Origin of the sequence: Pseudodesulfovibrio nedwellii (assembly GCF_027923765.1) — a bacterium.
In the GTDB taxonomy this organism is placed as follows: domain Bacteria; phylum Desulfobacterota; class Desulfovibrionia; order Desulfovibrionales; family Desulfovibrionaceae; genus Pseudodesulfovibrio; species Pseudodesulfovibrio nedwellii.
This window is the reverse complement of record NZ_AP026709.1, coordinates 2,106,617-2,132,343: the sequence shown is the minus strand read 5'-3', so window position 1 is coordinate 2,132,343 and position 25,727 is coordinate 2,106,617. Positions and strand designations below refer to the sequence as shown.

General features: G+C 52.2%; 27 protein-coding genes. 14 read left to right on the top strand and 13 right to left on the bottom strand.

What is annotated here, in order from left to right:
• Positions 1-53: 53 nt before the first annotated feature.
• The 5 genes from SYK_RS09995 to SYK_RS09975 all read right to left on the bottom strand — a co-directional run bounded on the left by SYK_RS09995 (position 54) and on the right by SYK_RS09975 (position 4,980).
• Positions 54-962 carry a glycosyltransferase family 2 protein gene (locus tag SYK_RS09995; RefSeq protein ID WP_281760118.1) on the bottom strand — a complete coding sequence of 303 codons (909 nt, stop codon included), beginning with the start codon at positions 960-962 and terminating at the stop codon, positions 54-56.
• A gap of 134 nt (positions 963-1,096) precedes the next feature.
• The gene (cbiD, locus tag SYK_RS09990) at positions 1,097-2,173 is read right to left on the bottom strand and encodes a cobalt-precorrin-5B (C(1))-methyltransferase CbiD (RefSeq protein ID WP_281760117.1); all 1,077 of its coding nucleotides are present in this window, start codon (positions 2,171-2,173) and stop codon (positions 1,097-1,099) included.
• Between the two features lie 7 nt (positions 2,174-2,180).
• Entirely contained in the window at positions 2,181-3,683 is a 1,503-nt protein-coding gene (locus SYK_RS09985) for an SDR family oxidoreductase (protein WP_281760116.1), read from the bottom strand.
• Positions 3,684-3,695: 12 nt separating this feature from the next.
• A complete protein-coding gene (locus SYK_RS09980; RefSeq protein WP_281760115.1) occupies positions 3,696-3,974 on the bottom strand; it encodes a hypothetical protein in 279 nt (92 codons plus the stop codon).
• Between the two features lie 13 nt (positions 3,975-3,987).
• Positions 3,988-4,980 carry an NAD(P)H-dependent glycerol-3-phosphate dehydrogenase gene (locus SYK_RS09975; RefSeq protein ID WP_281760114.1) on the bottom strand — a complete coding sequence of 331 codons (993 nt, stop codon included), beginning with the start codon at positions 4,978-4,980 and terminating at the stop codon, positions 3,988-3,990.
• Positions 4,981-5,121: 141 nt separating this feature from the next.
• Between SYK_RS09975 and ahbB the strand changes: the two genes are divergently transcribed.
• The 6 genes from ahbB to SYK_RS09945 all read left to right on the top strand — a co-directional run bounded on the left by ahbB (position 5,122) and on the right by SYK_RS09945 (position 10,836).
• Positions 5,122-5,598 (top strand): siroheme decarboxylase subunit beta, encoded by a 477-nt coding sequence (ahbB, locus tag SYK_RS09970; protein ID WP_281760113.1) that lies wholly within the window; start codon positions 5,122-5,124, stop codon positions 5,596-5,598.
• A 28-nt stretch (positions 5,599-5,626) separates the two neighbouring features.
• Positions 5,627-6,886 (top strand): glutamate-1-semialdehyde 2,1-aminomutase, encoded by a 1,260-nt coding sequence (hemL, locus tag SYK_RS09965; protein WP_281760112.1) that lies wholly within the window; start codon positions 5,627-5,629, stop codon positions 6,884-6,886.
• A 157-nt stretch (positions 6,887-7,043) separates the two neighbouring features.
• The gene (locus tag SYK_RS09960) at positions 7,044-8,072 is read left to right on the top strand and encodes a cobalt-precorrin 5A hydrolase (RefSeq protein WP_281760111.1); all 1,029 of its coding nucleotides are present in this window, start codon (positions 7,044-7,046) and stop codon (positions 8,070-8,072) included.
• Positions 8,065-8,811, top strand: a complete 747-nt coding sequence (gene cobJ / locus SYK_RS09955) for a precorrin-3B C(17)-methyltransferase (protein ID WP_281760110.1) — start codon at positions 8,065-8,067, stop codon at positions 8,809-8,811. The genes SYK_RS09960 and cobJ overlap by 8 nt, the downstream gene beginning before the upstream one ends.
• Before the next feature lie 169 nt (positions 8,812-8,980).
• Complete coding sequence (locus SYK_RS09950; protein ID WP_281760109.1) at positions 8,981-9,391, top strand: cytochrome c3 family protein; 411 nt, start codon at positions 8,981-8,983, stop codon at positions 9,389-9,391.
• Positions 9,392-9,465: 74 nt separating this feature from the next.
• On the top strand, positions 9,466-10,836 hold the full coding sequence (locus SYK_RS09945; protein WP_281760108.1) for a hypothetical protein: 1,371 nt from the start codon (positions 9,466-9,468) through the stop codon (positions 10,834-10,836).
• A 189-nt stretch (positions 10,837-11,025) separates the two neighbouring features.
• Here SYK_RS09945 and SYK_RS09940 read toward each other — a convergent pair whose 3' ends face one another.
• From SYK_RS09940 to SYK_RS09925, 4 genes are all read right to left on the bottom strand, one after another.
• Positions 11,026-12,480, bottom strand: a complete 1,455-nt coding sequence (locus SYK_RS09940; protein WP_281760107.1) for a protein adenylyltransferase SelO — start codon at positions 12,478-12,480, stop codon at positions 11,026-11,028.
• Positions 12,477-13,421, bottom strand: a complete 945-nt coding sequence (locus SYK_RS09935; RefSeq protein WP_281760106.1) for a phosphotransferase enzyme family protein — start codon at positions 13,419-13,421, stop codon at positions 12,477-12,479. Before SYK_RS09935 ends, SYK_RS09940 begins: the two co-directional genes overlap by 4 nt.
• Before the next feature lie 6 nt (positions 13,422-13,427).
• Positions 13,428-13,979, bottom strand: a complete 552-nt coding sequence (locus SYK_RS09930) for a hypothetical protein (RefSeq protein WP_281760105.1) — start codon at positions 13,977-13,979, stop codon at positions 13,428-13,430.
• A gap of 78 nt (positions 13,980-14,057) precedes the next feature.
• Positions 14,058-14,807: an SDR family NAD(P)-dependent oxidoreductase gene (locus tag SYK_RS09925; protein WP_281760104.1), complete on the bottom strand. Its 750-nt coding sequence runs from the start codon at positions 14,805-14,807 to the stop codon at positions 14,058-14,060.
• A 52-nt stretch (positions 14,808-14,859) separates the two neighbouring features.
• On the opposite strand from SYK_RS09925, the gene SYK_RS09920 reads away from it, so the two are divergent.
• Together SYK_RS09920 and SYK_RS09915 are read left to right on the top strand one after the other, a co-directional pair.
• Complete coding sequence (locus tag SYK_RS09920) at positions 14,860-16,017, top strand: pyridoxal phosphate-dependent aminotransferase (protein WP_281760103.1); 1,158 nt, start codon at positions 14,860-14,862, stop codon at positions 16,015-16,017.
• Positions 16,017-16,352, top strand: coding sequence for a TraR/DksA family transcriptional regulator (locus tag SYK_RS09915; protein WP_281760102.1), 336 nt, complete (start codon positions 16,017-16,019; stop codon positions 16,350-16,352). Before SYK_RS09920 ends, SYK_RS09915 begins: the two co-directional genes overlap by 1 nt.
• Before the next feature lie 13 nt (positions 16,353-16,365).
• Here SYK_RS09915 and SYK_RS09910 read toward each other — a convergent pair whose 3' ends face one another.
• The 4 genes from SYK_RS09910 to SYK_RS09895 form a co-directional block, all read right to left on the bottom strand.
• Positions 16,366-17,343, bottom strand: coding sequence for a 4Fe-4S binding protein (locus SYK_RS09910; RefSeq protein WP_281760101.1), 978 nt, complete (start codon positions 17,341-17,343; stop codon positions 16,366-16,368).
• A gap of 92 nt (positions 17,344-17,435) precedes the next feature.
• Positions 17,436-19,055, bottom strand: a complete 1,620-nt coding sequence (locus SYK_RS09905) for a cation:proton antiporter domain-containing protein (RefSeq protein ID WP_281760100.1) — start codon at positions 19,053-19,055, stop codon at positions 17,436-17,438.
• A gap of 8 nt (positions 19,056-19,063) precedes the next feature.
• The gene (locus SYK_RS09900) at positions 19,064-19,756 is read right to left on the bottom strand and encodes a potassium channel family protein (protein WP_281760099.1); all 693 of its coding nucleotides are present in this window, start codon (positions 19,754-19,756) and stop codon (positions 19,064-19,066) included.
• A gap of 139 nt (positions 19,757-19,895) precedes the next feature.
• Positions 19,896-20,702, bottom strand: a complete 807-nt coding sequence (locus SYK_RS09895) for a hypothetical protein (protein ID WP_281760098.1) — start codon at positions 20,700-20,702, stop codon at positions 19,896-19,898.
• Between the two features lie 240 nt (positions 20,703-20,942).
• On the opposite strand from SYK_RS09895, the gene ffh reads away from it, so the two are divergent.
• From ffh to rplS, 6 genes are all read left to right on the top strand, one after another.
• Positions 20,943-22,481, top strand: a complete 1,539-nt coding sequence (gene ffh / locus SYK_RS09890; RefSeq protein WP_281760097.1) for a signal recognition particle protein — start codon at positions 20,943-20,945, stop codon at positions 22,479-22,481.
• 87 nt (positions 22,482-22,568) lie between these two features.
• Complete coding sequence (gene rpsP / locus SYK_RS09885) at positions 22,569-22,808, top strand: 30S ribosomal protein S16 (RefSeq protein WP_281760096.1); 240 nt, start codon at positions 22,569-22,571, stop codon at positions 22,806-22,808.
• A 114-nt stretch (positions 22,809-22,922) separates the two neighbouring features.
• The gene (locus tag SYK_RS09880; protein ID WP_281760095.1) at positions 22,923-23,156 is read left to right on the top strand and encodes a KH domain-containing protein; all 234 of its coding nucleotides are present in this window, start codon (positions 22,923-22,925) and stop codon (positions 23,154-23,156) included.
• Positions 23,157-23,169: 13 nt separating this feature from the next.
• A complete protein-coding gene (gene rimM / locus SYK_RS09875) occupies positions 23,170-23,775 on the top strand; it encodes a ribosome maturation factor RimM (protein WP_281760094.1) in 606 nt (201 codons plus the stop codon).
• A complete protein-coding gene (gene trmD / locus SYK_RS09870; RefSeq protein WP_281760093.1) occupies positions 23,772-25,067 on the top strand; it encodes a tRNA (guanosine(37)-N1)-methyltransferase TrmD in 1,296 nt (431 codons plus the stop codon). The genes rimM and trmD overlap by 4 nt, the downstream gene beginning before the upstream one ends.
• A gap of 17 nt (positions 25,068-25,084) precedes the next feature.
• The gene (gene rplS / locus SYK_RS09865; RefSeq protein ID WP_281760092.1) at positions 25,085-25,435 is read left to right on the top strand and encodes a 50S ribosomal protein L19; all 351 of its coding nucleotides are present in this window, start codon (positions 25,085-25,087) and stop codon (positions 25,433-25,435) included.
• The last annotated feature ends 292 nt before the right edge of the window (positions 25,436-25,727 follow it).

Here is a 25,727-nt window from a genome sequence, read left to right as displayed (position 1 = left end):
ATAAAAAAAGGGCTGTGTGAAATCACACAGCCCTTTTTTTATTGGTATTCGGATTAGAATCCCGACGCCTTGAAAACTTTTTGTTCCACGGTTTTTAGCAAGGCTCGTACATCTTTCGGGCTTGGGATGTGGCCTCGTTGAAAGGCCTGTGAATGGAGTCTTCCCCGCATGTAATCCTTTGCCCATTCCTGAACGAGGGGGTGGAAAAAAGATACGTTGTTCAAAACGATTTGCGCCTTGGCATGTCCATCGTTTTTTTGTGCATGATGGGAGAAATTTGAAGTGTGAATTTCATAATTATAGAGAACTTCAGGGAGGCGAATAAAATTGGCTCCCGCCATCAGGCATTGTATCCAATAATCCCAGTCTTCATATTCGGTGTTGTCGCGGTAACGAATGCCTGCGTCCCAAACTTCACGCCGGTAGAGGGCAGTGCTCGGCAGGATGTTTTGTATGCGCAACAATCCCTGATTGAATTTGGGAAGTCCAACCTCTCGGGAACCATCAAGCGTGTTTTCCCGGTAATCCGTATAGATCAGGTCAATTTTTGGTGTGTTCTCAAGCGTGTTGACGCATCGAGCCAGATACTCTGGGTGCAGGGTGTCGTCCGGGTCCATGCAGAACAGGTATTCGCCTGTTGCGAGTGCCAGCCCATGGTTTCGTACCGGGCCGGGTTTGCCGATTCGGGACAATGAGATGATTTCAAATCGTTCACAGGGAATGTGTGTCGCCCAGTGAGTTGCTCGCTCTAGCGAATCGTCATTGCTGCCGTCGTCAACAAAGAATATTTCCATGTCTCCAAGCGGCATGGATTGTGCGGCTATGGAGCCGAAAAGTCTGTCGGCAAATCGGCCATAGTTATAGTTGGGTATGACAATAGACACCCTTGGCATGCGCGCCCCTTTATGCTGATATTTCAGCCCTGACGCACGGATACGTGGTGCAGAGCCAGAGTCTCCCATGGGGCGCTCGACCAAAGTTGAACATCGTGTGCGAAACCGTACACGTCTCCCCTATGGTCCTATCGGAAGATGAGGATGCTTTCTTTACCGAGGCAATTGTAAAAAAAGAGTTTTTTTGTAGTGAATGGGTTGAGTTATCGCAATGTGGAACCGTCAAAATTATAGATCTGGTAGTTGACGGATATTCGGTTGTCCGCAAAGGCCTCTGCGTTTCGTTTCGCTTCATTGACAAGAATATTGATGAGGGCGGGCCGCGCCGGATCATCAATCAACATGCCGAGGACCTGCACGGCGGTGTTGGCTTCTCGGATGGTCGGAAGATAGGGCGCGGCGACTCCTGCTTCTTCGCACCAGTCGGCCAGTCGGTCGAAGTCAACCGGATGTGTTTTGGCATGGGTATAAGGAAGTCCTTGCGCTTGTTTGACCAATTTGCCGAAAAACATGCTCCATGTGACATGCGTAAAGCCGCGTTTTGCTGCGGCCTGCATGGAAAATTCGAAGAAGTCCGCAGCCTGAATCAGTGCCAACTCCGGGGTGGTCGGGCTGTGCTCCAGATAGAGTCGTTCAGACCGTCTCCCCGTGGTGAAAATTGCGTAATCCAATCCCTGCGCCTTGGCCACATCCAACCCTTCTGCGACTGTGGCGCGCCATGAATCATGGGAAAATGGTTTGACGATTCCCTGTGTGCCGAGGATGGAAATGCCGTCGACGATGCCCAGTCGGGCGTTCATGGTCTTGTGGGCGATATCCTTCCCTTCCGGGACTTCGATCAAAACTGAGATTTGGCCGTGTGTCAGAGAAGGGGCGGCTGTGAGTATAGCTTTCTCAATCTGGCGGAGCGGTTCGGGATTGATGGCTGCTTTGCCTACATTAACGGGCAGACCCGGCAGGGTGACGCGGCCTACTCCTCTTCCCCCATCAACGTCCACAGACAGTTCGCCGTGGGTCATTGTGTCGACGGAGACAACAGCTTGAATTTCGCATCCGTGGGTTGCGTCAGGGTCGTCGCCACCGTCTTTGATGACGGTAACTCGCACGGTTTCCCCCTCGGGATTGTATCGCTCAATAGGGACAGTCAGCGTGCCGCCGGGGGGCAGGGGGATGTTCACCGAGTCGGGTTGTGCCCGAGTCAAAAGGAAGAGGACTCCCGCCATGGCCGCTGCCGAAGCGCACGATCCGGTGGTTCGTCCTGTACGAAGTTTTTCGGCCATTCTGATCCTAGTCGACTCGGCGTGGCGGTTCGTAAAGGTGGGTTCCCGCCAGGTCGGAAATATTTTTGAGAATATTTTTGAACAAGACCACATGGAAGGGGTACATGGCATACCAATAGAGAATGCCGGTCAGTCCCTTGGGGAGGAATTTGGCGGTCATGGACAAGTCTACGGCATTGCCCCATTGCGAATCGAATTTGAAATCCAGCAGGGCCTCTCCGGGCAGACGCATTTCAGCCAGAAGTAACAGTCTGCGGCCTTCGTCACTGGCCAAAACCCGCCAGAAATCGAGGGCGTCACCCACACGCGGGGTGCCGTTGCCATGCGGTCTGCCGCGTTTCAGTCCCGGCCCAGCCAGAACACGGTCGATAAATCCTCGCAGTCGCCAGAGCGGGTCGCCGTAATACCATCCCTGTTCGCCGCCGATGCGTGTCACCACATCCCATACTTTTGCCGGATCGCCCTGAAGTCGGGCTTTGTAGCCCATTTCAAATCGGGTGCCGCCAGCATACTTGGGGTCGTTTTCCGATGCCCATTCCGGCATGCACGCACTGCCCACGTCAAAAAGACAGGTCTCCACTTTTTGGTGTTCGGTCTTGTCCAAAGCCAGACGAATGGCCTCATGGCAGGACACAAGTTCTTGCGGGACCAGTGTGCGGATGCGGTCGTCCCGACAAATAACTTCGTTACGCAATCCTTCAATCAGTGATCTGGACAGGGTCATGGGCATGGGGGTGATCATGGACACCCAGAAAGATGAAAGGCGCGGCGAGAGAAAGGGGAATGGATAAATGCGTCGTTTTGGAATACCGGCTACTTCAGCGTACAACTGAAATAGTTCCTGATAGGAGAGGATGTCCGGTCCACCAATATCCAATGTCAGTCCTGCTGTCTCATCATTTTCCAAACAGCCGACCAAGTAGCCGAGTACATTCCGTATGGAAATGGGTTGGGTCCTGGTCCGTACCCATTTGGGGGTGATCATGAACGGGAGTCGGTCCGCAAGATACCGCACTAGTTCGAATGAAGAGGAACCAGACCCGACGATTTGTGCGGCGCGCAGGGTTGTCACTTTGGCCGGGCCAAGAGCGAGAATACGGCTTACCTCGGCGCGGGAGCGAAGATGTTTGGACAGCGGATGATCTTCATGGTCTTCACCAAGACCGCCCAGATAGATGATGCGTGATAGGTCCGCGTGTTGCGCTGCCGTGACCATGTTGTAAGCCGCGTCGCGCTCTTGCTCCGCAAAATCCCGGCCGGGGCTGCTCATGGAGTGGACCAGATAGAAGGCTGCGGTGCAACCTTCGGCGGCTCGACTCAGACTGTCCGCATCATGCATATCCGCTTGGACAGCCTCGACATTAGGGTTGTTACCCCACGACCGAGCCTTGATCTTTTCCACGCTCCGGCCAGCGGCGCGCACGGTAAATCCTTTTTCCAAAAGGAGTGGGACAAGCCGTCCGCCAACATAGCCGGTGGAGCCGAGAACCAGAATCGGACCGTGAGTCATGGTGTCCCCCGATTATCTGGGTTTGGTTTCGAAGCGGATTCCGTCGTAGTCGCGCTGGTGCATCCAGCCCTTTTCTTGCAGGCACTTCTCATAGCCTTGGGACTGCATGTGCTTATCCAGCGGATACATGTCCATTGCATTGAGCTTGCAGTCGTCCGAGTCCTTGGCGAATTGTTCGTCAGCCGCTGTGCCGCTGAGGTCCGAATGATACCATGCTCTGGAACATCCTGAGAACATGAGCAGGGCGAGTGTCAAAATGATGAGACTCACGGTGAGAACGAGCTGGCGCATGGCGACTCCCTGTTTATTCGTCTTTCAAATCCCGGTTCATCAAGTCACGAGTGGCCTGAGCCGGGTCTTTGTCTTCATAGAGTATCTTATACACTTGGTCTGTAATGGGCAATTCCACATTGAGTTTTTTGGAAAGGTCGTACAAGGATTTGGTGGTTTTGACGCCTTCGGCCACGGCTTTCATCTCGCTGATGATGTTGTCGAGTTTCTGGCCCTGACCGAGTTTCAGGCCCACCTGCCGGTTGCGGGAAAGGTCGCCGGTACAGGTCAACACGAGATCGCCCATGCCGGACAGTCCCATGAAGGTACGTTCCTGCCCACCCATGGCTTCTCCAAGGCGGCTCAGTTCGGCCAGTCCTCGGGTGATGAGTGCGGCTCTGGCATCATGACCGAAATTGAGACCATCGGCCATGCCTGCGGCAATAGCGATAACGTTTTTGACCGCACCGCCCAGTTCCACACCACGATAGTCAGGTGTGAAATAAACGCGGAAAAATGGGGTGGAAAAGGCTTCCTGCAATTCACGGCCAAGCTCATGGTCTTCACAGCCCAGAGAAACGGATGTGGGCATGTCGGCGGAGACCTCGGCGGCAAAGGATGGCCCGGACAGCGACGCGTAACGGGGACGTTTACCTTCAAGTGCTTCGGCGACCACTCGGGACATGGGGGCCAGAGAGTTTAGCTCGATGCCTTTTGAAGCACAGACGATTACCGGATTCATCGGCAGGATATCCCGGAACCCTTCAAGGGCGGGCCGGATGAATTGACTGGGGATGACGACCAAAAAGTAGTCGGCCCCGGCAAAAGCTGTTTCAGGGTCGGATTCGATGTTGAGCTTTTCGGACAAGGGAACGCCCGGCAGGAATGTCGCGTTTTCTCTTTTTTCACGGATATTGGCCACCACTTCAGGCTCACGTGCCCACAAAGTGGTGTTTACATCGTTCTTTGCGAGCATGTCGGCCAGGGTTGTTCCCCAGGCGCCTGCGCCCAGAACTGCTATTTTCATGCAAGGACTCCTTTCGTGCTTTATACAGTCTTTTAGCATACGTGCGGCGGGAGTTGGTGGCAAGTCCTCAATCCGGGGGGCAGTGAGATGAAATCGTGCACATGGTTGCATCCTGTTTCAGCCGGATGTATAGACCCTCCCATGGCTATACAATTCACCGAGACCGAAGAAAGGATACTCGCTCTGGCAGGCAAGGATTTGCCGGACACCGAGCAGCCGTTCAAGACTATTGCCGAGGCAGTGGGCGTGGACGAGCAGGACGTTATCAACCTTTTGGCCGACCTCAAGGAGCGCAAGATCATTCGTCGCTTCGGGGCTACGCTCAGACATCAGAAGGCGGGCTACGGCCACAACGCCATGGTGGCATGGCGTGTGCCGGAGGAGCGGAGTGACGAAATTGGTGAGATCTGCGCGGCCCGCTCCGAGATTTCTCATTGTTACATTCGACGTACCTACCCGGAGTGGACGTATAATTTATATACGATGGTTCATGGCGAACGCCCCGGTCATGCCAATGAAGTAGTGGCCGAACTGGAGCAGATCATCGGTATTGATGACAACTGCGTGTTGAAGTCACTCAAAGAGCTTAAGAAGACCTCCATGGTCTATTTCAAATAAATAATTCGATACACTATTCGAGGCTGCAATGAACTCAAAAGAACTCTACGCCAAGGCCAAGACCCTTATGCCTGGCGGTGTCAATTCACCACTGCGCGCTTGCAGGTATGTCAATGCTGAACCTGTCTTCATCGAGAACGCGAAGGGTGCGTATCTGTATGATGTAGATGGTCGCAAATACATTGATTACGTTTTTTCCTGGGGACCGCAGATTCTTGGTCATCAGGACCCTGCTGTCTCCGAGGCTGCGCACAAGGCCATTGATCAAGGTTCCAGCTACGGCGCACCCTGTTTCGGCGAGGTCGCTCTGGCCGAGGCCATCAACAAACTTGTTCCTTCCATGGACATGATGCGCATGGTTTCCTCCGGTACTGAGGCCACCATGTCTGCCTTGCGTTTGGCGCGAGGCTACACTGGCCGCAACAAGTTCGTGAAGTTCATCGGCAACTATCACGGTCATGCTGACGCATTCTTGGCTGCTGCCGGTTCTGCCGCAGCTGTTGTTCCCGGCACTCCCGGTGTCCCTGAAGAGGTGACAAAGCACACGTTGCTCGCTCAGTACAATGATCTCGATGCGGTCAAGGCCCTTTTCGAAGAGTCCGGCGACGAGATAGCCTGTATCATCGTGGAGCCTGCCGCAGGTAACATGGGCTTGGTCAAACCCAAAAACGGTTTCCTTCAGGGTTTGCGTGATGTGTGCACCCAGTATGGCGCGGTTCTTATTTTTGATGAAGTTATCACCGGCTTCAGGCTGGCTCGCGGTGGAGCGCAGGAATGCTACGGCATCACTCCTGACTTGACCACCCTTGGCAAGATCATCGGCGGCGGTTTCCCTGTGGGCTGTTTTGGCGGCAAGCGTGAGATCATGGAACATATGGCCCCCGTGGGCGGCGTTTTTCAGGCAGGTACACTGTCTGGCAACCCGGTCGCCATGGCCGCAGGACTGGCAACCTTGAACCGTTTGGCTGAATGTGACTACGCTGCTCTGGAAGCCCGGACCACGGCTTTTACCGAAGAGTTGGCATCCATCGTCGAGGGTAAGGGCAAGCCTGTACATTTGGTACAGATCGGTTCCGCTTTTACCATGTATTTTTCAGACAAGCCGGTGACCAATATGATCGAATCCGGCCAGTGTGATTCTGAGGCCTATGCAACCTACTGGCAGCAAATGCTTGCTCAAGGTGTATATCTGGCTCCGGCTGGTTTCGAGTGTGCCTTTACTTCCTTTGCTCATACGGATGAAGATTTTGAAAAGACGTTGGAGGCGGCTCGCAAGGTTGAATTCTAGACAGTCCTTTCAAATGATAATCTCGACGGGTCGGTACACATGTTTGTGTACCGACCCGTTTTTGTTAGGAAAAAAGAAGGTAATTCTTCTCTTTTTGAGGGGGTATTCATCGCATTTTTCACTTTCGAATCAGGCGTGATGCTGATAAACAGAGAGGATGTCTGTAAAGAAAATTGCATATTACGCCCTGACCAGCAAAGGGCATACTATTGTCAGCCGTCTGGCTGCCAAGCTGGGCGGGACCGTTTACGCGTCCCGACGTCTTGAGGCCGAAGGAGCTGCTCCGTTCGACTCTTTGTCCGAACTGATTTCAGCAACCTTCAATACATTTGATGCTCATGTGTTTGTTGCCGCCGCAGGTATTGCGGTGCGCTGCATCGCGCCACACCTGCAAAGCAAGGAGACTGACCCTGCCGTGGTCTGTCTTGATCAGGAAGGACAGTACGCCATCAGTTTGCTGGCCGGACATTTGGGTGGTGCCAATGAATTGTCCACACGATGTGCTCGTGTTCTTGATGGACAGCCGGTCATTACTACAGCCACCGATTCTGTCGGCGTTTTGTCCATAGATATGCTCGCTCAGTCTCGAGGATTGGTTATCAACGACATCAGCCGCGTCAAATTCGTGAATATTGCCCTTTTGGAAGGAATGACAGTCCAACTGCATGATCCTGAGGACTGGCTTGGCTTGGCGTGGGATATGAGTTTTGAAGGGATAAGCGACCCTGCCGACTGGGATAAGAATCGTCCCGGTATCTGGGTGACATGGCATGACGATTGTCCGCAAGGGGCACTTTGTCTGCATCCACGTATGCTGCATTTGGGGGTTGGATGTCGCCTTGACGTGTCCAAAGAGGAGATTCTCGATCACGTACATGCGGTATTCAAGGCGAAGGGGCTTGCTTTGAAGAGTATTGCTTCTCTGGGGTCGGTTGAAGCCAAACGTCATGAGGCCGGATTGCTGGAAGCAGCCCATGATTTTGGCGTTGATCCTGTTTTTTATTCTACCAAACAGCTAGCATCCATCGATGTGCCTACGCCGTCCGATATGGTATTAGCACACATGAATGTCCCTTCCGTGGCCGAGGCTTCGGCCCTGCTGGCGACGCATGGCGGTGAGCTGGTTGTGACCAAGGAAAAGACCAGCACCGTGACGCTGGCTGTTGCGAGGGCCAAAGGTGATTAAGGCAGTCAGTTTGGGACCGGGTGATGAAAGTTTGCTTACTCCTGCGGCCAGAAAGGCTCTTGAGGAAGCGGACGTAATTGCCGGATATAAGGGATACATTGAACTGACGCCGCCTGAATTACTTGAAGGCAAGGAAGTCGTGTCCACCGGTATGATGGGCGAGGTTGAACGGGTCAAGGCTGCTGTGGAGTGCGCTCGTTCAGGCAAAAAAACCGTCATGGTGTGCAGCGGCGACGCCGGTATTTATGCCATGGCCGGATTGATCCTGGAAATTCTTGAAGCCGAAGGATTACTCGAGAAAATTCCCTTTGAAATCATCCCCGGAGTGGCTGCTTTCAATGCGGCTTCGGCGCTGCTTGGTGCACCGCTCATGCACGATTTTGCTTCCATCAGCTTGAGTGATTTGCTCACACCTTGGGAACTTATCGAGAAGCGACTGGCCGCTGCTGCCGGTGCTGATTTCGTTATTGCCATCTATAATCCCCGTTCCAGAAAACGGCATGATCATTTGCAAAAAGCTCTTGATATTATTGGTGAATTCCGTGGGCCTGAGACACCTGTCGGTGTTGTGGGGAAGGCTTACAGGCAGGGACAGTCAGTGAAGGCCGTGACCTTAAGCAGCGTGGATGTTGAGGCCGTTGATATGCAAACCGTACTCATTGTGGGCAATTCAGCAACAAGGATTACGGGAGGCCGATTATTGACTCCGCGTGGGTATCATCAAAAATATGACATTTGATGTCGTGAGAAAAGTAACAAAAGCCCCTTGCCTTGAAGGACCTTTATCAGGTAAAAGCGGGGGTCTACGCTAGCATTCCCTCGCTTGACAGGGGGGGGATACATCATTTATCCCGCTAAGTAGAGAGTGTGACTGTTTATTTTTTTATGCAACAGGAGGAACTAGGTAAATGAAGAAATCACTGATCATCAGCCTTATGGTTGTCGCTCTGGTATGTGTTTTCGCGCTGCCCGCAGTTATTGCTGGCAATGCAGCTCCCGACCAGATCACCATGACGGCTCCCGAGGGCGTCAAGGCAACTAAAACAGCTGTCGAATTCCCGCACAAGAAGCATTCTGAGCTCGGTATCGACTGTATGGTGTGTCACCATAAGGCCGAGTCCAAGGAAGCAGTCAAGGGCTGTGCCACTGAAGGCTGTCACATGGACGCCAGCAAAGCCGCCAAGAAAGACCCGAAGGGCTTCTACCAGGCTTTCCATAACAAGAAGTCCAAGGCTTCCTGTCTTGGCTGCCACAAGGTAGAAAAGAAGGCCGGCAAGGCAGCCCCCGTTAGCTGTAAGGCCTGTCACCCCAAGAAGTAAAACGCTAGGGTAATTCGAGGGGGGCTGTTGAAGACAGCTCCCCTTTTTTTTAAACCTTCTCTCAGGAGGTACATATGACCCCGGCTCCCCCGCCTTCCCCCAACGACAAGAATGTTGATATAAGCGACGTCTTGAACGATACCGCGCCCGAAAATGAAGGGCTGGATCCAGATTCCGTGGATGCTGATTTCGAGCAGGAGCTTGAAGATCTTTTTGCTGACGATCTGGATGACGACGTTTCCACTGACAGCGACGACGGGCCAGTTATGCTCGACGATGTTGCGGAGGACGACCCTATCGTGCTGGATGATATTGCCGAAGAAGCGGATGAAGTCATTGATCTCGACGCCGTGGCAGCATCTGCCGCCAGTGCCGATGAAGTTGACGAGTTGATCGTGCTGGATGATATCATTGAAGATGATGAGGATGAACCGCTGGTGCTCGACGATGTTGTTGAGGAAGTGACGGACGAGAGTGCCGCTGAGGTTGAAGCCTTGGTGGACGATATCGCCGAGGTCAATGACCCCGAGCCGGAGCCTGAATCCGAAGCCGATGAGGACGCCATCGAATTGGACGACCTTGTGGCGGAAGTGGATGATTCGGATGACGATATTCTGGAACTTGATGATCTGTTGGAAGAAGAAGCCCTCGAAGCTGAAGAGGATGCTGTTTCCGAACCGGACGTTGAGGAAATGTCTTCTGATGTGATGGAAGAGCTCCCTGATGATTTCGCCGAAGATATGGCTGAAGATATGATTCTTGAGGAAACGGAAGAGCCTGCAATTGAGGCTGTGTCCGAATCTGAAGTTGAAGAAATTTCTCCAGAACCCGAAGACATGATGGACGTTGCCTTGGCCGAAGAATCTGCACCGGAAGTCCCGGTGGAGCAGGCGGTGCCTGAGGCTGATATCGAATCCATTATGGATGAGCCCGAGCCGGACCCCGAACAGGAAGACAGTAGTGCGATTGTGGCCGGGAATGTGTTTGCCGACATTCGCAAGATCGAAAAACCTGCCGAAGAGGCTGACAGCGAATTGACCGGTTTGGAAGCGTTGGAAGACGACGCCATCGAAGATGTGGACAGTTTGCTGGACAATGTTGAAGTTGATGTGTCCGATGTCGTGGATGTTGAAACAGACGAAGACATGGATATTCCCGATCTGGATGCTGACTTGGACGATGTTCTGGCAGCTGAAATCATGCCGCCTGACGCAGGGCATGACGTGTCCGATGATGTGGACGTAGATCAGCTTCTCGTGGATGTCCGTTCCGAGGCAGGCGAGGCGTCAATGGCTGAATTGCAAGACAAGGTCGCCATGCTTGAATCGCGTGTTGAAGATTTGGAAAAACGATTGCGTGACGAAATAGCTCAGATGGTCCCGGAAGAGGCCGCACGCATAATTCGTGAAGAGATTGTCGCCTTGGCGAGCGAACTTGACGATTGATCCTTTTTTTATACGAATACATGAAAAGCCGACCCTTGGGTCGGTTTTTTTTTGTTAAACCCATTGCGCCGACAGGCGCAGGACAGAGTCCTGCGTGTTCGATCCCATCCGCCAAAGGCGGTTTTCTGTTCTGATTTTAAATCAACAATCAGTATTTTTAAAATTGAGAGATGTTCTTTTCTTGTGGGATCAGGTTCCACAAAAGGTTTGTTGAACTCGTTCCGACGGTTCTGGCGGGGAGCGATATTCCTGATGGTTCGGTTGGTCTGCGTATGGTGTACTCAATACTTCGATCAGTTTGTGAGTGGGGGCAAAATCTCCATGATCTTCTGCTGCCCGGATAGCTTCTTCGACGCGATGGTTACGTGGAATGATTGCGGGGTTGGTTGCATGCATGGCGTGGCTGGTTTTTTCCGCACTCCGAGGGTCCTGATTGAGCAATTCTCGCCAGTCTGTAATCCATTGTATGATTGTTTCACGTGAGGAAAAGAGTGCCTTAAATTGTGCTGAATCCGTGATCGAATCTCCCAGAATGCGGAATGATTCCGTGAAATCCACATGGTCCTGATGCATTATTTCGAGTAGCCGTTTGGCATGAGCGAATCCATGATCGCTTTCTTTTGAAAGGCCGATCTTGGCGCACATGCCAGTACGGTAATAGTGAGCAAAAGACGGCGTGAATGAGGCGAGGATATCTTCGCCGAGGTTGTGGGCGGTTTGTTCGTCCGTGTGCAGAAGTGGGATGAGGCAACCGCCCAAGCAACCCATGTTCCATTGGGCTATGAGAGGCTGTTGATTATAAGCATATCGCCCCTGATGGTCGATGGAGCTGAAGACCTGAGCCGGGTTGTATTGGTCCATGAAAGCGCATGGGCCGTAGTCGATGGTTTCGCCGGAAATAGTGGTATTGTCGGTATTCATGACTCCGTGAATGAACCCGACGCACATCCACCGGGCCAGCAGCTCTGCCTGAGCATGACAGACGGCATTGAAAAATGTCGCATATGGATTGTCTGCTTTTTCAACTTCGGGATAATGACGTTGAATGGTGTAGTCTGCCAGTTTTCTGAGTGCTTCTTCGTCGTTCCTTGCGGCGAAATATTCAAAAGTCCCAACCCTGATAAAACTGGCAGCCACACGTGTCAGGATCGCTCCGGGCAACGTCGTTTCTCTGTGAACGGTTTCTCCGGTGGCGACCATTGCCAAAGCGCGGGTGGTGGGGATGCCGAGGGTGTGCATGGCCTCGGATATCACATATTCTCGGATGACCGGCCCCAGAGGAGAACGGCCATCGCCACTTCGTGAAAATTGAGTTTGACCGGACCCTTTGAGTTGGATGTCGAATCGTGTTCCCTGCTTGGTGATTGCTTCCCCCAAGAGCACGGCCCGACCATCTCCCAGTTGATGCACGAAGTTTCCGAACTGGTGGCCTGCATAGGCTTGTGCAATGGGTTCCATACCGTCCATGAGCACATTGCCGGAAAAAAGTTCGGCTAGTTGGATGTGGTTATCGGGGAGGGGAAGACCGAGTTTCTTCGCCAGTGAGGTGTTCATGCGAATAAGACTGGGTTTTTCGACGACAACGGGGTTGATCCGTTGAAAGAATCGATTTGGGAGTCGAGTATAGGTGTTGTCGAAAATCATGATTGCCCCAAGAGGTTTTTCCAGGCGGGAAGGAGGGAATCTATGGAGTTGGAAAATAGACGTATATAGTCGATTTCAATGTTAATCATTTCGGTATCGTTTCGTCTGAGCCATTCAGACATCCACGCAAACCGCATACCAAGAATGAGTTCCGGTAAGAGGGCAAAGTTTGTTTTTTCGAGGCAGCCGGTTTTCTGGAGTGTCGACAAGAGGGTTGGAGTCAGGCCGCGAACGAGGGCCAGAGGGTCTTCAATGCCGATACAACCGAGGCAGTTGGCCACATCGAACAGTGCGGGCCGGATGCCAATGAATTCCCAATCAATGACTGCGGCAACGGACTGGTCGCGCCAAATGGTGTTGAGCGGGTGGAAATCTCCGTGACACAGCGCTTTGGGGAGGTCCTCCCATGCTTCGAAAAGAGGGACTAGCGAGTCTATAGCCGGGAGCAATGCATCATGGATTTTTGGTTGGCGCGGTGCAAGCTTCGCCATGAGTTCGTTAATGTAGTTTTCCAGAATAAACGGCGGTTCTGTGTCGAATTCCCGGATGTTTGCACCGGCGGTATGCAATGCCGCAAGGACGGCACCGAGATTGTGGCCTCGTTCTTTGTCTTCGATGAATTCCGGTTGTGGCAGAGGAGTACCGGGAACGAATGGAGAGAGTTGATAATAATCGTTTTCATGTTCGGCCACAAAACGTCCGTTGAGATCCGGGAGGTAGGCTGGTACCGGGAACCCCGTGCCTTCGAGGAAAGACAAGGCGCGACCGATTCGTTCTCGGTGGTCAAACTGGCCGGGGTGAAGATGCTCCAGCACCCATACTCGTCCTGTATCGTCTTCCACCGGAGCACGCCCCATGCACCGTTGGGGGCTGCCGGGCAATTCTATGTCAGGAATGTGTCGGCCTGGAGCCAACCCCCACAAGGTGAGTCGTTCAATCATTATGAATTATTCCTGAGGAAGGCCGAATGCGGCGTACAGGGCTTCCATGTTGTCCCGAATGATAGCCTGTTCAGAGGCTGGCACTTGTTTATCGACTTCAGCCTTGTACGCTTCCATCTGTCCGCCCATCTGTTTGTTCAACATCTGTTCCATCATTTTCTTTTGCTCTTCCGGCATGTCTTCCATCTGCTTTTTGACTTGTTCGTTCATGATGTTGATTTGTTCCACATTCACCATGGCCATGGAATGGCTGTATATGTACATGAACCGTTCTTCATTCCACCCTTTGCTTTTGACTTCGGCCAGAATCTTGGCAGACAAGGCTGCGCCGCTGACCTCTCCCATGTCCTGCTGGGACTGGGCGGTCATACTCGGGATATCCGGAAGGTCTGTGAGAAATTTTTTGAATTCCGTATCGGAGAAAGGACCACCGAGTTCTTCGACAATGGTCTTTGCCTCTGAAGATAGGTTCGGATCGTCGGCAACGTCATCACCGCCACAGGCAGTCAGCAGGCCGAGGATGAAAAGCAGACAGAAGGCGTATGCACATTTTTTCATGGTATCTCCTTGTACTGATAATGGATTGGATTCCTCTATCAGGATATATGGGGTCCGGGGGTTTCCGTCAACAAAACCTCAGATGTTTCGGATATCCGCGACTTTGCCGTGGTAGCGCCGTGGATTATTATGAAGGAAGTCGACTAGCCCTCGTGCAGATTGTTTGGGTGTCATGAGCAATCCATCTTTTTTCCACGGTTTGAAGACTGATTTGAGTTGGTCCGCACCACCTCCTGTGGAGTTTCTGGCATCTTTTTGCATACGTGTTTCCACGATACCCGGTCGCCAGATGACCGTGGTAATGACCGGAGCTTCAGCGGCCAATTGACGGGCCAGATGTTCTTCGGCGGCTTTGGCTGTACAATATGCCCCAATGCCGGGTTGGGCGCGTTCCGCCGCACCGGAGCCGAAAAAAACGGCCAACCCTTCACCACGTTTAAGAAGAAGAGGCGTGGCATGGCGAATGAGTTGATGCCCGGCGCCTACGGAAGCGTTCATGACTTCGCGGAATCGGGTTTTGGTGGTTTCCCAAACCGTGGGGCCGGGTGCGAGAACACCAGCGGCATGGATGAAACCGTGAAAGTTGCCGAGTTCATGGGCTGTTTGGACCAACTCCTGAGCTACGTTGGAGGAGGATACATCACCCGCCAGACATTCCGCTTTGACGCCAAGAGCACGGCATGCATCGCGGGCTTTTGTCAGTTTTGATTCGGTGCGCGCTCCAAGGACGAGGTTGACGCCATCATATGCCAGTTCACGGGCAAGGGCAGCGCCGATACCCATGGATGCGCCTGTCAGGACAAGGGTTTTATTCCTGAGTGAAGTCATATACAGTGTGCCTTCATGTAAAAAATTCAGAGGATGAGGAAGAGAATACCCCATGACGTTGAAAGTGAGCAAGCGAAGACCGTTGGTGGCCCAATCCGAAATCAGGAATATGACGCTGGAATGCGCGCGAGTGTCCGGCGTGAACCTGGCACAGGGTGTGTGTGACTTGCCCGTGCCGGATGTGGTCATCAAGGGGGCAGAGGAAGCCATGAAGGCGGGCACCAATATTTATACCCGCTTCGATGGGTTGCCTCGGTTTCGTGAAGCTATAGCTGCCAAGCAGAAACGATATACCGGCATGGATGTGAACCCGGAGAATCAGGTGGTCTCTTCCGCCGGAGCCACGGGCGCATTTTACGCAGCCTGTCTTGCCCTGCTCAACGAGGGCGACGAAGTCATCGTTTTCGAGCCATACTATGGCTATCATATAGTGACCATGGCTTCGCTTGGTATTAAGCCGGTATCTATTATTCTGGAGCCGCCGAATTGGGAGTTTACCGCCGAAGATTTGGAGCAGGCCGTAACATCAAAGACCCGCGCCATGATTTTGAATACCCCATCCAACCCTGCGGGCAAGGTGTTTTCCCGTAAGGAATTGGAACTCATTGCCGATTTTGCCGAGTCTCATGATATTTTTGTTTTTACCGATGAGATATATGAGCATTTCGTGTTCGACGGCCATGAACACATCAGTCCTGCGACTATTTCGGGCATGGCTCGGCGGACGATTACCATTTCAGGTTTGTCCAAAGTCTTTGCCATCACCGGCTGGAGGCTTGGGTATGCCATCTGCGACCCGGAATGGGCTTTGCCTATCGGCCATTTTAGTGATTTGGTCTATATCTGTGCGCCTGCTCCTTTGCAGATTGGTGCGGCCAGAGGACTGGAAGAATTGGGGCCGGAATATTATCAGGGTATATCAGATGACCACCAGATGAAACGGGATATGTTTTGCGACACCTTGCGAGATATCGGCCTGACGCCTCACGTACCGGATGGCGCGTATTATACGCTGGCGGATGTGACTTCATTGCCGGGGAAGACGGCCAAGGAGCGTGCTTTGCATCTGTTGGAAAAGACTGGCGTGGCCTGTGTGCCTGGTTCCGCTTTTTATTCCGGCCCAGTAGGGGAGACGTTGGTTCGCTTTTGTTTTGCCAAGGAAATGGATGCCCTTGAGGACGCCATGAACAGATTAAGGGGGTTGGGATAATGACTGATGCACAAAAGCAGGAGTTCAAGGTGTACGCTCAGGCAGAAATCGAAGCCTTGAAAATGGAGATTCCTCGACTCAAGGAATTGCTTAAACCAGTGGCCCCGGACAACGCCATCGGACGTATTTCCCGCATGGACAATATAGTCAATCAGTCCGTGGCCGAAGCCCAGCACTCAAAGAGCAAGGTCCGGCTGGTCCGTTTGAAGGAAGCCCTGAGACGGGTGGACGAAGACGAGGATTTTGGTTTGTGTGTCGAATGTGAGGAGCCGATCCCCATGGCTCGGCTCAAGGCCATGCCTGAAACAGAACTCTGCGTGGATTGCGCGGAGTAATCTTTCGATAGTTTTACGCTCCAAAAGCCATCGTGTAGATTCGCTTGAGCATGAAGGACGGCATTTCGCTGTCCCAGTGCCCGGTGGTTTTTGCCCACGTCCACACAAGCATCAGGACTGCTACGGTACCGATGCCTACGGTTAACCATGGTATGCCCTTCCGGCCAGCCACGGAAAAGGATAGGCAGCCGTCCACTGGGCATTCTGCTATACATTGTGCGCAACCAATACATTCGGGTGATCGAACCATTTTTTTGTCCTGTACTCTGATACCGGCAGGGCAATGTGCCGTGCATTTTCCGCAATCAATGCAGGTGGTAGTGTTGCGTTTGACATGGATCGGGCCGATCCATGCGAACAGGCCGAGAAGTGCGCCATATGGACAGAGGTAACGGCACCAGAAATTGCGGACGATGAGGCTCAGTAGGGCAAGCACCCCGATGACGGTCAGTGACAGGGCGGACGGACTGGTGAAGAATGCGAGCATTTTCGCGTCGGACACCATGTTGTACGGTCCGGTGATGAATGCCTCCAGCGAGCGGGCGTCCATGGAAAATATGGCGAAGCAAAATCCGCCGAGCAGCAGATATTTAATGCCGGTTAACGGTATGTTGATCCATTTGGGCGGAGTTTTGGAAAGGTTTATCCTGCGTCCGGCACGTTCGAGGAGATTGGAAACGAAACCGATGGGACAGACATAGCCGCAGAAGCCTTTGCGAAAAAGAAATGCCATGAGCAGGGCAGCGATGAAAATGGATAACCCCGCTGGATGGATGCTGTCCCACTCTCCAGTCGTTATGAATCGGCGAAAGCCGAGCAGGGCGCTGATGGGCAGGAATCCTTCCACGGCACCCGGTTTGGGGACAAACGTGTCGGACAATCCGTTTGCCCATGCGAGGAATGCGGCAAAGCGGAATCCGACATAGATGCAAAAGAGTGTGAATGCGGTCTGAACAATAAGACGGAAACGAATCGGAGATATATTTTTCATGAAGTGCCTGTCTGGTTTCAAGGACCTCTATCCAATGTCGGGCGTGACGGCAACCGTGTGCACAGGTTGCACATGTACGCGGGACGGAGTGATCAGGCTTTGTCTTCCGGTTTCATCGATTTTATATCTGATATATCCATTTCTTTGCATATATGAGAACCGAGACCAAAGCCGGCTTCGGCGAAAACGTTGAATGATGTGCTGACACCGGCCTCGCGGAGGACATCAACTTCATCGTCATAGGTCGCCATAGCCGCGATTTGTCCAGGGAAACCACGTTCTTTGAGCTTTTTTACGACATAGAGCTGAGAAGCGAGGTTGGGCATGGTTAGAACAACCAGCCTGACCATTGCTCCTGACGTAGGAAGTTTGTGCCAGAAATCCGGGTCAGAAACGTCGGCGAGACCAACGTGCTTTCCATTTTCTAATAAGGTGTCCACGGTGTCCGCATTGAAATCAATACCAAGCACCACAGGACCGAATTTTTCAGTGAAATAGTCGTATGCACCGGTTCCAACACGTCCCATCCCTAGAACGACGATCTGCCAGGTCCCGGCATCGTATTGTTCTTCATCCGGGTGGCGTTCCTCGGTTTCAAATTGTTTCAGGAGAAGGCGTACTTTTTCGAAAATGGTGTCAGCTATCTTGTTGAAAGGCGAGGCTATGACGAACGAGATGGACAGGGCTACGGCAATAGCGAGGAGCCAGTCGCGTTCGAGCCAGCCATTGGCAACAGCCAACCCTCCGACGATCAGACCGAATTCGCTGTAGTTGGCCAGATTCAGGGTAGTGATGAGACTTGTCCGTGCTTTCATACGGAATCTGGAGAACAGGAAGAAGAACAGTGCCACCTTGATGGGGATGACCATGACGAGCAAAAGTGCTGCATTTAACGTGGCGAGCGAAGGTAGTCCGGCCAGTCCGATTTCAAGGAAGAACCCGACCAGCAGGAAATCCTTGATGGAATAGAGGGATGATGCAAGGTCGCTGGCCCTTGCGTGTGGTGCGAGCAGCATGCCCATGATGAGCGCGCCGAGGTCCGCCTTCAGCCCTACAATATTAAAGGCCCATGCTCCGGCCACGAAAGCCAGGAAAAACCCGAATAGAACCTGCAGTTCTCCATGTCCTATACGATTGAGTATGCGCATGAACAGCCAACGGGCTATGGGCAGTGCGCCGATAACGACAATCGCCCATATTGACGGAATTTTGCCTGTGGAAAAGGTAAGAAAAAGCACTGCGAAAATATCTTGAATGATCAAAACGCCGATGGCTGTTCTGCCGTTGAGCGAGGAGGAACGACCGCTTTCTTCAAGTATTTTTACAGCGAAGACTGTGGAGGAAAAGCTGAGTGCAAAGGCGATCAGTAACGCTGTTTTCAGGTTCAGTCCTGCAAAAAATGTCATGCCTGTTGCGGCCAGCCCCATCAACCCTGCCGAGAAGATGGCCACGGTGATGAGCATGTGCAGAGAGGCTCCGGCCCAGACTTCGGGTTTGAGGAGATTTCTGATTTTGAGTTTGAGGCCGATGGTGAAGAGTAGGATGGTCACACCTATATCGGCTATTTCCTGAATGATCGGTCCAGAAGTATATCCCTGCGTTGAGAGCGCAAACCCCGCGACAAGATATCCCACCAATGGAGGCAGACCGACCCGACTTGCCAGGTAGCCGAAGCCGAAGGCGAAAAAAATGATGAGCGGGTCAAGGTGCATGGCAGCTCCTAGTATTCGTCTTTATCGCGGACTCGGACGACGCCGCGTGTGATGATACCGACCATGAGTGCAAACATTATGTAGCTGACAAGACACTGGAAAATCAGCATCAATTTGCCATCCCAGGTTTGTGGTACAATGTCACCGAATCCTAGTGTGGTCATGGTGACCACCGTATAATAGAATGAATTGAGAAAAATGTCGCCGCCGTTCACCATGAATCCAAATGGTGGAGCGCTTCCGAGGAGGAGGTGTGCACCTTCCAGCGTGGCGTTGAGCAGAGTGAAACCGGCAAGCATGGTCATGTAGATTCGCATAAGTTCGGATACTTCATTCCAGGTTGCGATGTTGCCTGGTTTGAGCATCCTGACAATATGATGATTGAATGCTTTGAGGTGTAAACCAAGAATAACGACGACAATTATGGTGATAAGGATAACGCCTTCGGCGTGGAGCAGAAGCAACACATCAAGCGCTCCTCCGATGAATCCTACAAGGGTGGCGTGTCGCAACATTTTCTTTTCGACGGGGTGTTGCGAACGATCCCCCACTCGTTTGAGGCGTCGATTTCTGTCCCTATGGAAAAGCCAGACAATGCCCGCTGTGAGCGTGCCGTTCAGGACGGCGATAATTACATCTTCCAGACTGAACATGCCCTTGGCCAGAGCGACAATAACATCCTCCGGGAGGATGCCGTTCAACAGGTAAAGTAGAAAGACCCCTACAAAAAAACAGGGGACAAAGTGAGTGAAGGCCACGCTCCAAAAAGATGAATTTGATTTTTGTTCCATACTGCAATGGATTATTTGCACAAAACAGTCCTCGTTGCAATGGCGCGGCCTATTGCGGAGAATGCAGGGGGATGATCGTACGGGTTTCGGGTTGGAGTAATTCAAAGGTTTTGCCCCAATGCTTTTTGATGAGTTGGTCCACCAGGCCGGAGTCTCTGGCTTCTTCAAGGGCCGAGCGAAGAGTTTCTGCCAATTGGGGGCGGGTTGGGCTGACATAAAAAATGAAATCACGATTATAAACGAGCATAATGTGCGGTTCGATGACAAGTTCAGAATGGTTCTCAACTTCATCCATGACTTCATTTATTCCTCTGGAAAAGTAGTCTACACCTCGTGATTCGTCTGCGACCATGCGGTAAAGGAGCCTCCATTGCGTGACTTCCAGATAAGGAAGGTCATTGGCTTTCCATACGCCGACATCAAACCATTGGGTACCGAATCCACCGATCTTGCCAAGCTCCTTGAAGTCTCGAAGGGTCTTGACGTCTTTGTAGTCTTCTTTTTGATCGCGGGGGACTAGGAGGACACGTTTTCCGATCATGCCGTTGGTCAGCTTCACAGGGACAGGAAAATAGCGTTTGTCTCTTTTTTGCGAGCGGACGAGCCAAAGAACGCTGAGTTCTCCGGTTTCCAGCATGGTTCGTTCTCGCAGGTGAGGAATGTCCGAAACTTGTTCGATGGCCGCCAGGTGTCCGGCCTTTGATAATGCAGTGGTCAAAAGGTCGACGAAGTAGCTGTGGATGCCGTCAGAATATGCCGGTACCCTGATGGTCAGGTAGTCGGCGTGCGCTGTGTGTGGGGTCGTGGTAAACGAAACCAGAATAAGTATGATGATGAAAATACGGGGAAAATGCATGAGACACTCCTCACGCCAATATTCTCCAAGGGGGAAGACAAGTCAATAAGTATGGTTGGCATGGCTTTTTACTCAGTGGAATACGCCGTTTTAGACGGCTTGATCTCCGTCCGCCACTCTTCGCCGAGCTTGACTATATCCGGGATCTGGCTTACCAAACCACCTCTTTGCCCGCGCTGGACGGGAGTTTTGCGCGTGATAGATAATTGGAAAACGAGATAATTCCGGGAGATAGGACAGTTGTTCGAGAGCCTGCAAGAAAGACTTGGCAACACTTTTTCGAAGTTTAGCGGCCAGAAGACCCTTGATGAAAATAACATCAAGGAAGGTCTGCGTGAAGTGCGTCTTGCGCTTCTCGAAGCTGACGTTAACTTCAAAGTAGTCAAGCAGTTCGTTGACCAAGTCAAGGAGCGAGCCCTCGGCGACGAGGTCATGAAGGGATTGGATCCCGGTCAGCAAATTATCAAGATCGTCAACGAGGAGTTGATTGAACTTCTGGGTGGCGAACAACAGGGGTTGGACATCAAGGCCAAGCCGCTGAAGTTGATGATGGTTGGCTTGCAGGGTTCCGGTAAGACCACCAGCTCCGGTAAGCTGGCGATGTTCCTGCGTAAGCAGCACGGCAAGAAGCCGTACCTTGTACCTGCGGACGTTTATCGTCCGGCTGCAATTGATCAGTTGAATACATTGGCCAGACAGCTTGATGTGCCTGTGTATCCATCCACCACAGACATGAATCCGGTGGATATTTGCAAGGATGCTCTGGTTAAGGCCGAAGAGTTGGGTTGCGATCTTATCCTCTTCGATACCGCTGGTCGATTGCATATTGACGAAGAGCTGATGGGCGAGCTTGTCAATATCAAGAAGGAATGTCAGCCACAGGAAATTTTGTTCGTGGCAGATGCCATGACAGGTCAGGATGCGGTCACGGTTGCCGAAAGCTTCAATCAGAAGCTTGAGATTTCCGGTGTGATTTTGACCAAGATGGACGGTGATGCCCGAGGCGGTGCAGCCCTGTCCATCAAGACCGTGACCGGCAAGTCGGTCAAGTTCGTTGGTGTGGGTGAAAAGCTCTCCGAGCTGGAACTCTTCCATCCTGACCGTATAGCCTCTCGTATCCTTGGCATGGGCGACATGATGACGCTCATCGAGAAGGCACAAGGTGAAATCGACGAGGAAGAAGCCAAGGTCATGGCCGAAAAGATGGCCAAGGCTGAGTTCGATTTTGAAGATTTTCTTGGTCATATGCGCAAGCTCAAGAAGCTTGGTTCCATGGAAGGTCTACTCAAGATGATTCCCGGTATGGGGAATATCATGAAGCAGATGGGCGACAATGTGATGCCCGAAGATGAGATGAAACGCACTGAAGCGATTATCTCTTCCATGACCTTGAAAGAGCGCCGTCAGCCGAAGCTCATCAATGCGAGCCGTAAGGAACGTATTGCCAAGGGTTCCGGTGTTAAGGTTGCCGACGTGAATTCGCTCATCAAGAACTTTAAGCAGATGAGCAAGGTCATGCAGTCCATGATGGGCGGCGGCAAAAAGAAGAAGGGTAAGTTCGGTCTGCCCAATTTGCCCGGTCTGGGTGGCGGTAAAATGCCAGACATGGATGCATTGGGCGGCATGGGCGGAATGCCCGGGATGCCGGGAATGCCCGGAATGCCAGGTATGGATATGGAAGAAGGCGGCAAGCGCTCCCTTTCCAAGAAGACTCTGAAGGCGCGCAACAAGAAGAAATTGAACAAGAAAAGTAAAAAAAAGAAGAAGAAGAAAAAATAGGAAATGAAGACTACCCGTCTTTAATCTATATTAACTTGCCATAAACTCGGCAAAAACGTATTAATCAATTATTGGGAGAATAAGCTCATGGCAATGAAAATCAGACTGACCCGGATGGGTTCCAAGAAGCGTCCCTTCTACCGCGTGGTGGCTCTCGACTCTGCTGCCCGTCGTGATGGACGTCCCGTTGAATTCCTCGGGCATTTTAATCCGATGGTCGAGCCCAACGAAATCGTGCTCGACATGGAAAAAATTGAGAAGTGGTTGGAAAAGGGCGCACAGCCCAGCAACACCGTTCGTTCTCTGCTGAAAAAGGCCGGCAAGTAGCCTCGTGCTTCAACACGCAGGTGGGTCTGTTGACCCTTGCCTGCATGGTCCGGTTTACATTTGGCAGCTCAAGTTCATGACACGCGACGACGTGTCAGCCCCGGAGGTGACGTCATGTTGAAAGAGATGATTGAGTACATTGCCAAGTCCCTGGTGGACAACCCGGACGAAGTGCATGTTTCGGAAATCGAAGGCGAACAGACCTCGGTAATCGAGCTCAAGGTGGCCAAGGAAGATCTCGGCAAAGTTATTGGCAAGCAGGGCCGTACGGCCCGCGCCATGCGTACTTTGTTGGGTGCCGCATCCACCAAGGCTCGGAAACGCTCCGTCTTGGAGATTCTCGAGTAGTTTCGGTAAATCGATGACCATTAAGCAGTCCGCCAAGGGGTTTATCCCTGTGGGTGGGGTGGTCAAGCCGCACGGAATTCGAGGGGAGTTCTGCATAAAGAGTTATGCAGACTCCCCGTCCATTTTCGGTGCGATTGACGCTCTGTACCTTCAGGATGGTAATAAATCCCCGAAGCCCATTACCGTTGGTTCCTGGCGTGAGCACAAAGGACTTGTCCTGCTCACGGCTCAAGGCGTGACCGATCGCGATCAGGCAGATGCCCTTCGTGGTCGGACTGTTCTCGTGCGCGAGGAAGATTTGCCTGAGTTGGATGGCGATGAACATTATTTCTATCAGATGATAGGGTGTCGCGTTGTCCTTACTGACGGTGCAGATGTGGGCGAGCTTAAGGGGTATTACGAGACTGGAGAGCAGGATACCTGGGTTATCGTCAATGATGCCGGGACGGAAATCCTGCTTCCTGCCGTGCCTGAGTTCGTGCTCGACATCGACCTTGATGAAGAACTCATTACTATTGAGCCTCCAGAAGGGTTGTTGGATTTGTATTTGAATCCCGAGCCGCCGAAAAAGAAGAAAAAACGCCGTCCTCCCCGTAATAAAAAGCCAAAGCAGTCATGAACTACCATCTGGTTTCCATATTCCCGCACTATTTCGATTCCCCGCTTTCAAGTGGCCTCATGGGTAAGGCTGTAGAGGGTGGACTGGTCAATCTTGATTATGTGGACGTGCGTCAGTTCGCTGGAGGAGTCCACAAGTCTGTGGATGATCGTCCTTTTGGCGGCGGTCCCGGTATGCTGCTTAAGCTCGACCCCATGATCAAGGCATTGGATTCAATCGAGTCCAAAGGCTGCATCATGATGCTGTCGCCGCGAGGCAAGCCGCTGGATCAGGCCATGGCCCGCGAGTTGTCGCAGGAAAAGGATATAACCCTCATCAGTGGCCGGTATGAAGGTATAGATGAGCGTCTGCTTGATTTGTATCCTATCGAGCTGGTCTCGGTGGGCGATTTCGTGCTCAACGGTGGTGAGGCCGGCGCTGTCTGCCTTTTGGAAGCTGTGTCACGTCTGTTGCCCGGTTTCATGGGGCATGAAGACTCAGGCGAAGAAGAGTCCTTCTCCGCTGGTTTGTTGGAATATCCGCACTACACTCGTCCTGACGATCACGAAGGATTGAAAGTGCCGGACGTTTTGCGGAGCGGTGACCATGGCAAAATTGCCGACTGGCGGCGTGAATGCAGCCTGTCTACCACGTTGAGTGATCGCCCGGACATGCTGCCCGAAGCTCGGTTGACAGTGGAAGACATAGATTTTTTGCGAGAACAGCCGCGTACCCGTCTGGGGCGTAATCTGTATATCGCGTTGTGCCATTATCCCGTGGTCAATAAGTTCGGTGAGAAGGTGGCGGTTTCCGTGACCAATCTCGACCTGCACGACATGGCACGGGTGACCCGTAGTTATGGTCTGGGTGGCTTCTATGCAACAACGCCCATCGATGATCAGAAGGCCTTGGCTGACAAGCTTCTTGGTCACTGGAAAGATGGTGCCGGTAGTCTGGCAAATCCTGACCGAGCCGAAGCCTTTTCCAAGGTAAAGGTTTTTGACGACATCGACGCTGCTGTCCTTGACATCGAGGCACAAACAGGGCAATGTCCCCGCCTCGCGGCTACTTCAGCACGGCTGGATCGTCGTAAGAAGGCTGAGCCTGCAATGACGTATAAAGAGTTGCAGGGATGGCTTGCCAACTCTCCGGTTTTATTGATTTTTGGAACTGGACACGGTTTGGCGGAAGAAGTCCTCTCCAAAACCGAAGGCGTGTTACGCCCCGTTAGGTATTTGGATGACTACAACCATCTGTCGGTTCGAAGTGCGGTTGCTATTATTGTCGACCGGCTTGTCGCAGATGAGTACTAAGAATTTAGGAGATTATCATGGACATCATCAAGAAAATTGAAGCCGAACACATTCGTTTGGATATGCCCGCTTTTAAGGCCGGTGACACCGTCAAGGTTCACTACCGTATCATCGAGGGTGAGAAAGAACGTATCCAGGTTTTCCAGGGTGCAGTTCTTCGTCGTCGTCGTGGTACCACTAACGCTACCTTCACCGTTCGTAAGATTTCCGACGGTATCGGTGTCGAGCGTGTGTTCCCCATGAACTCCCCCTTCATCGACCGCGTCGAAGTGGTCTCCGAGGGTAAAGTTCGTCGTAGCCGCATTTACTACCTGCGTAACCTGCGCGGTAAGGCTGCACGCATCAAGTCCAAACAGATCTGGGAATAATTTTTCGGATAAGCGGGCGTTTGCGCCGCTGCTCTCGAAATTCAGATCCTTGCGTATAAGAATACGCGGCGGCCCTGAATTTCGTTCGCATCGACACACTCACCCACTTCTCCAAAAAATTATCGTGATTTTGTTGCGATATATATGCCCGGAGTGTCTTTTGACACTCCGGGCTTTCGTGGATTGTGAGGTTGGATTTGATTGTTGCGTCGTTTGTTCTCAATAAAAGTAATAGTTGTCTAATGGTATGAAGATAGTTTGCTGACAATCGCTAGAATAGTTGAAATCGCGA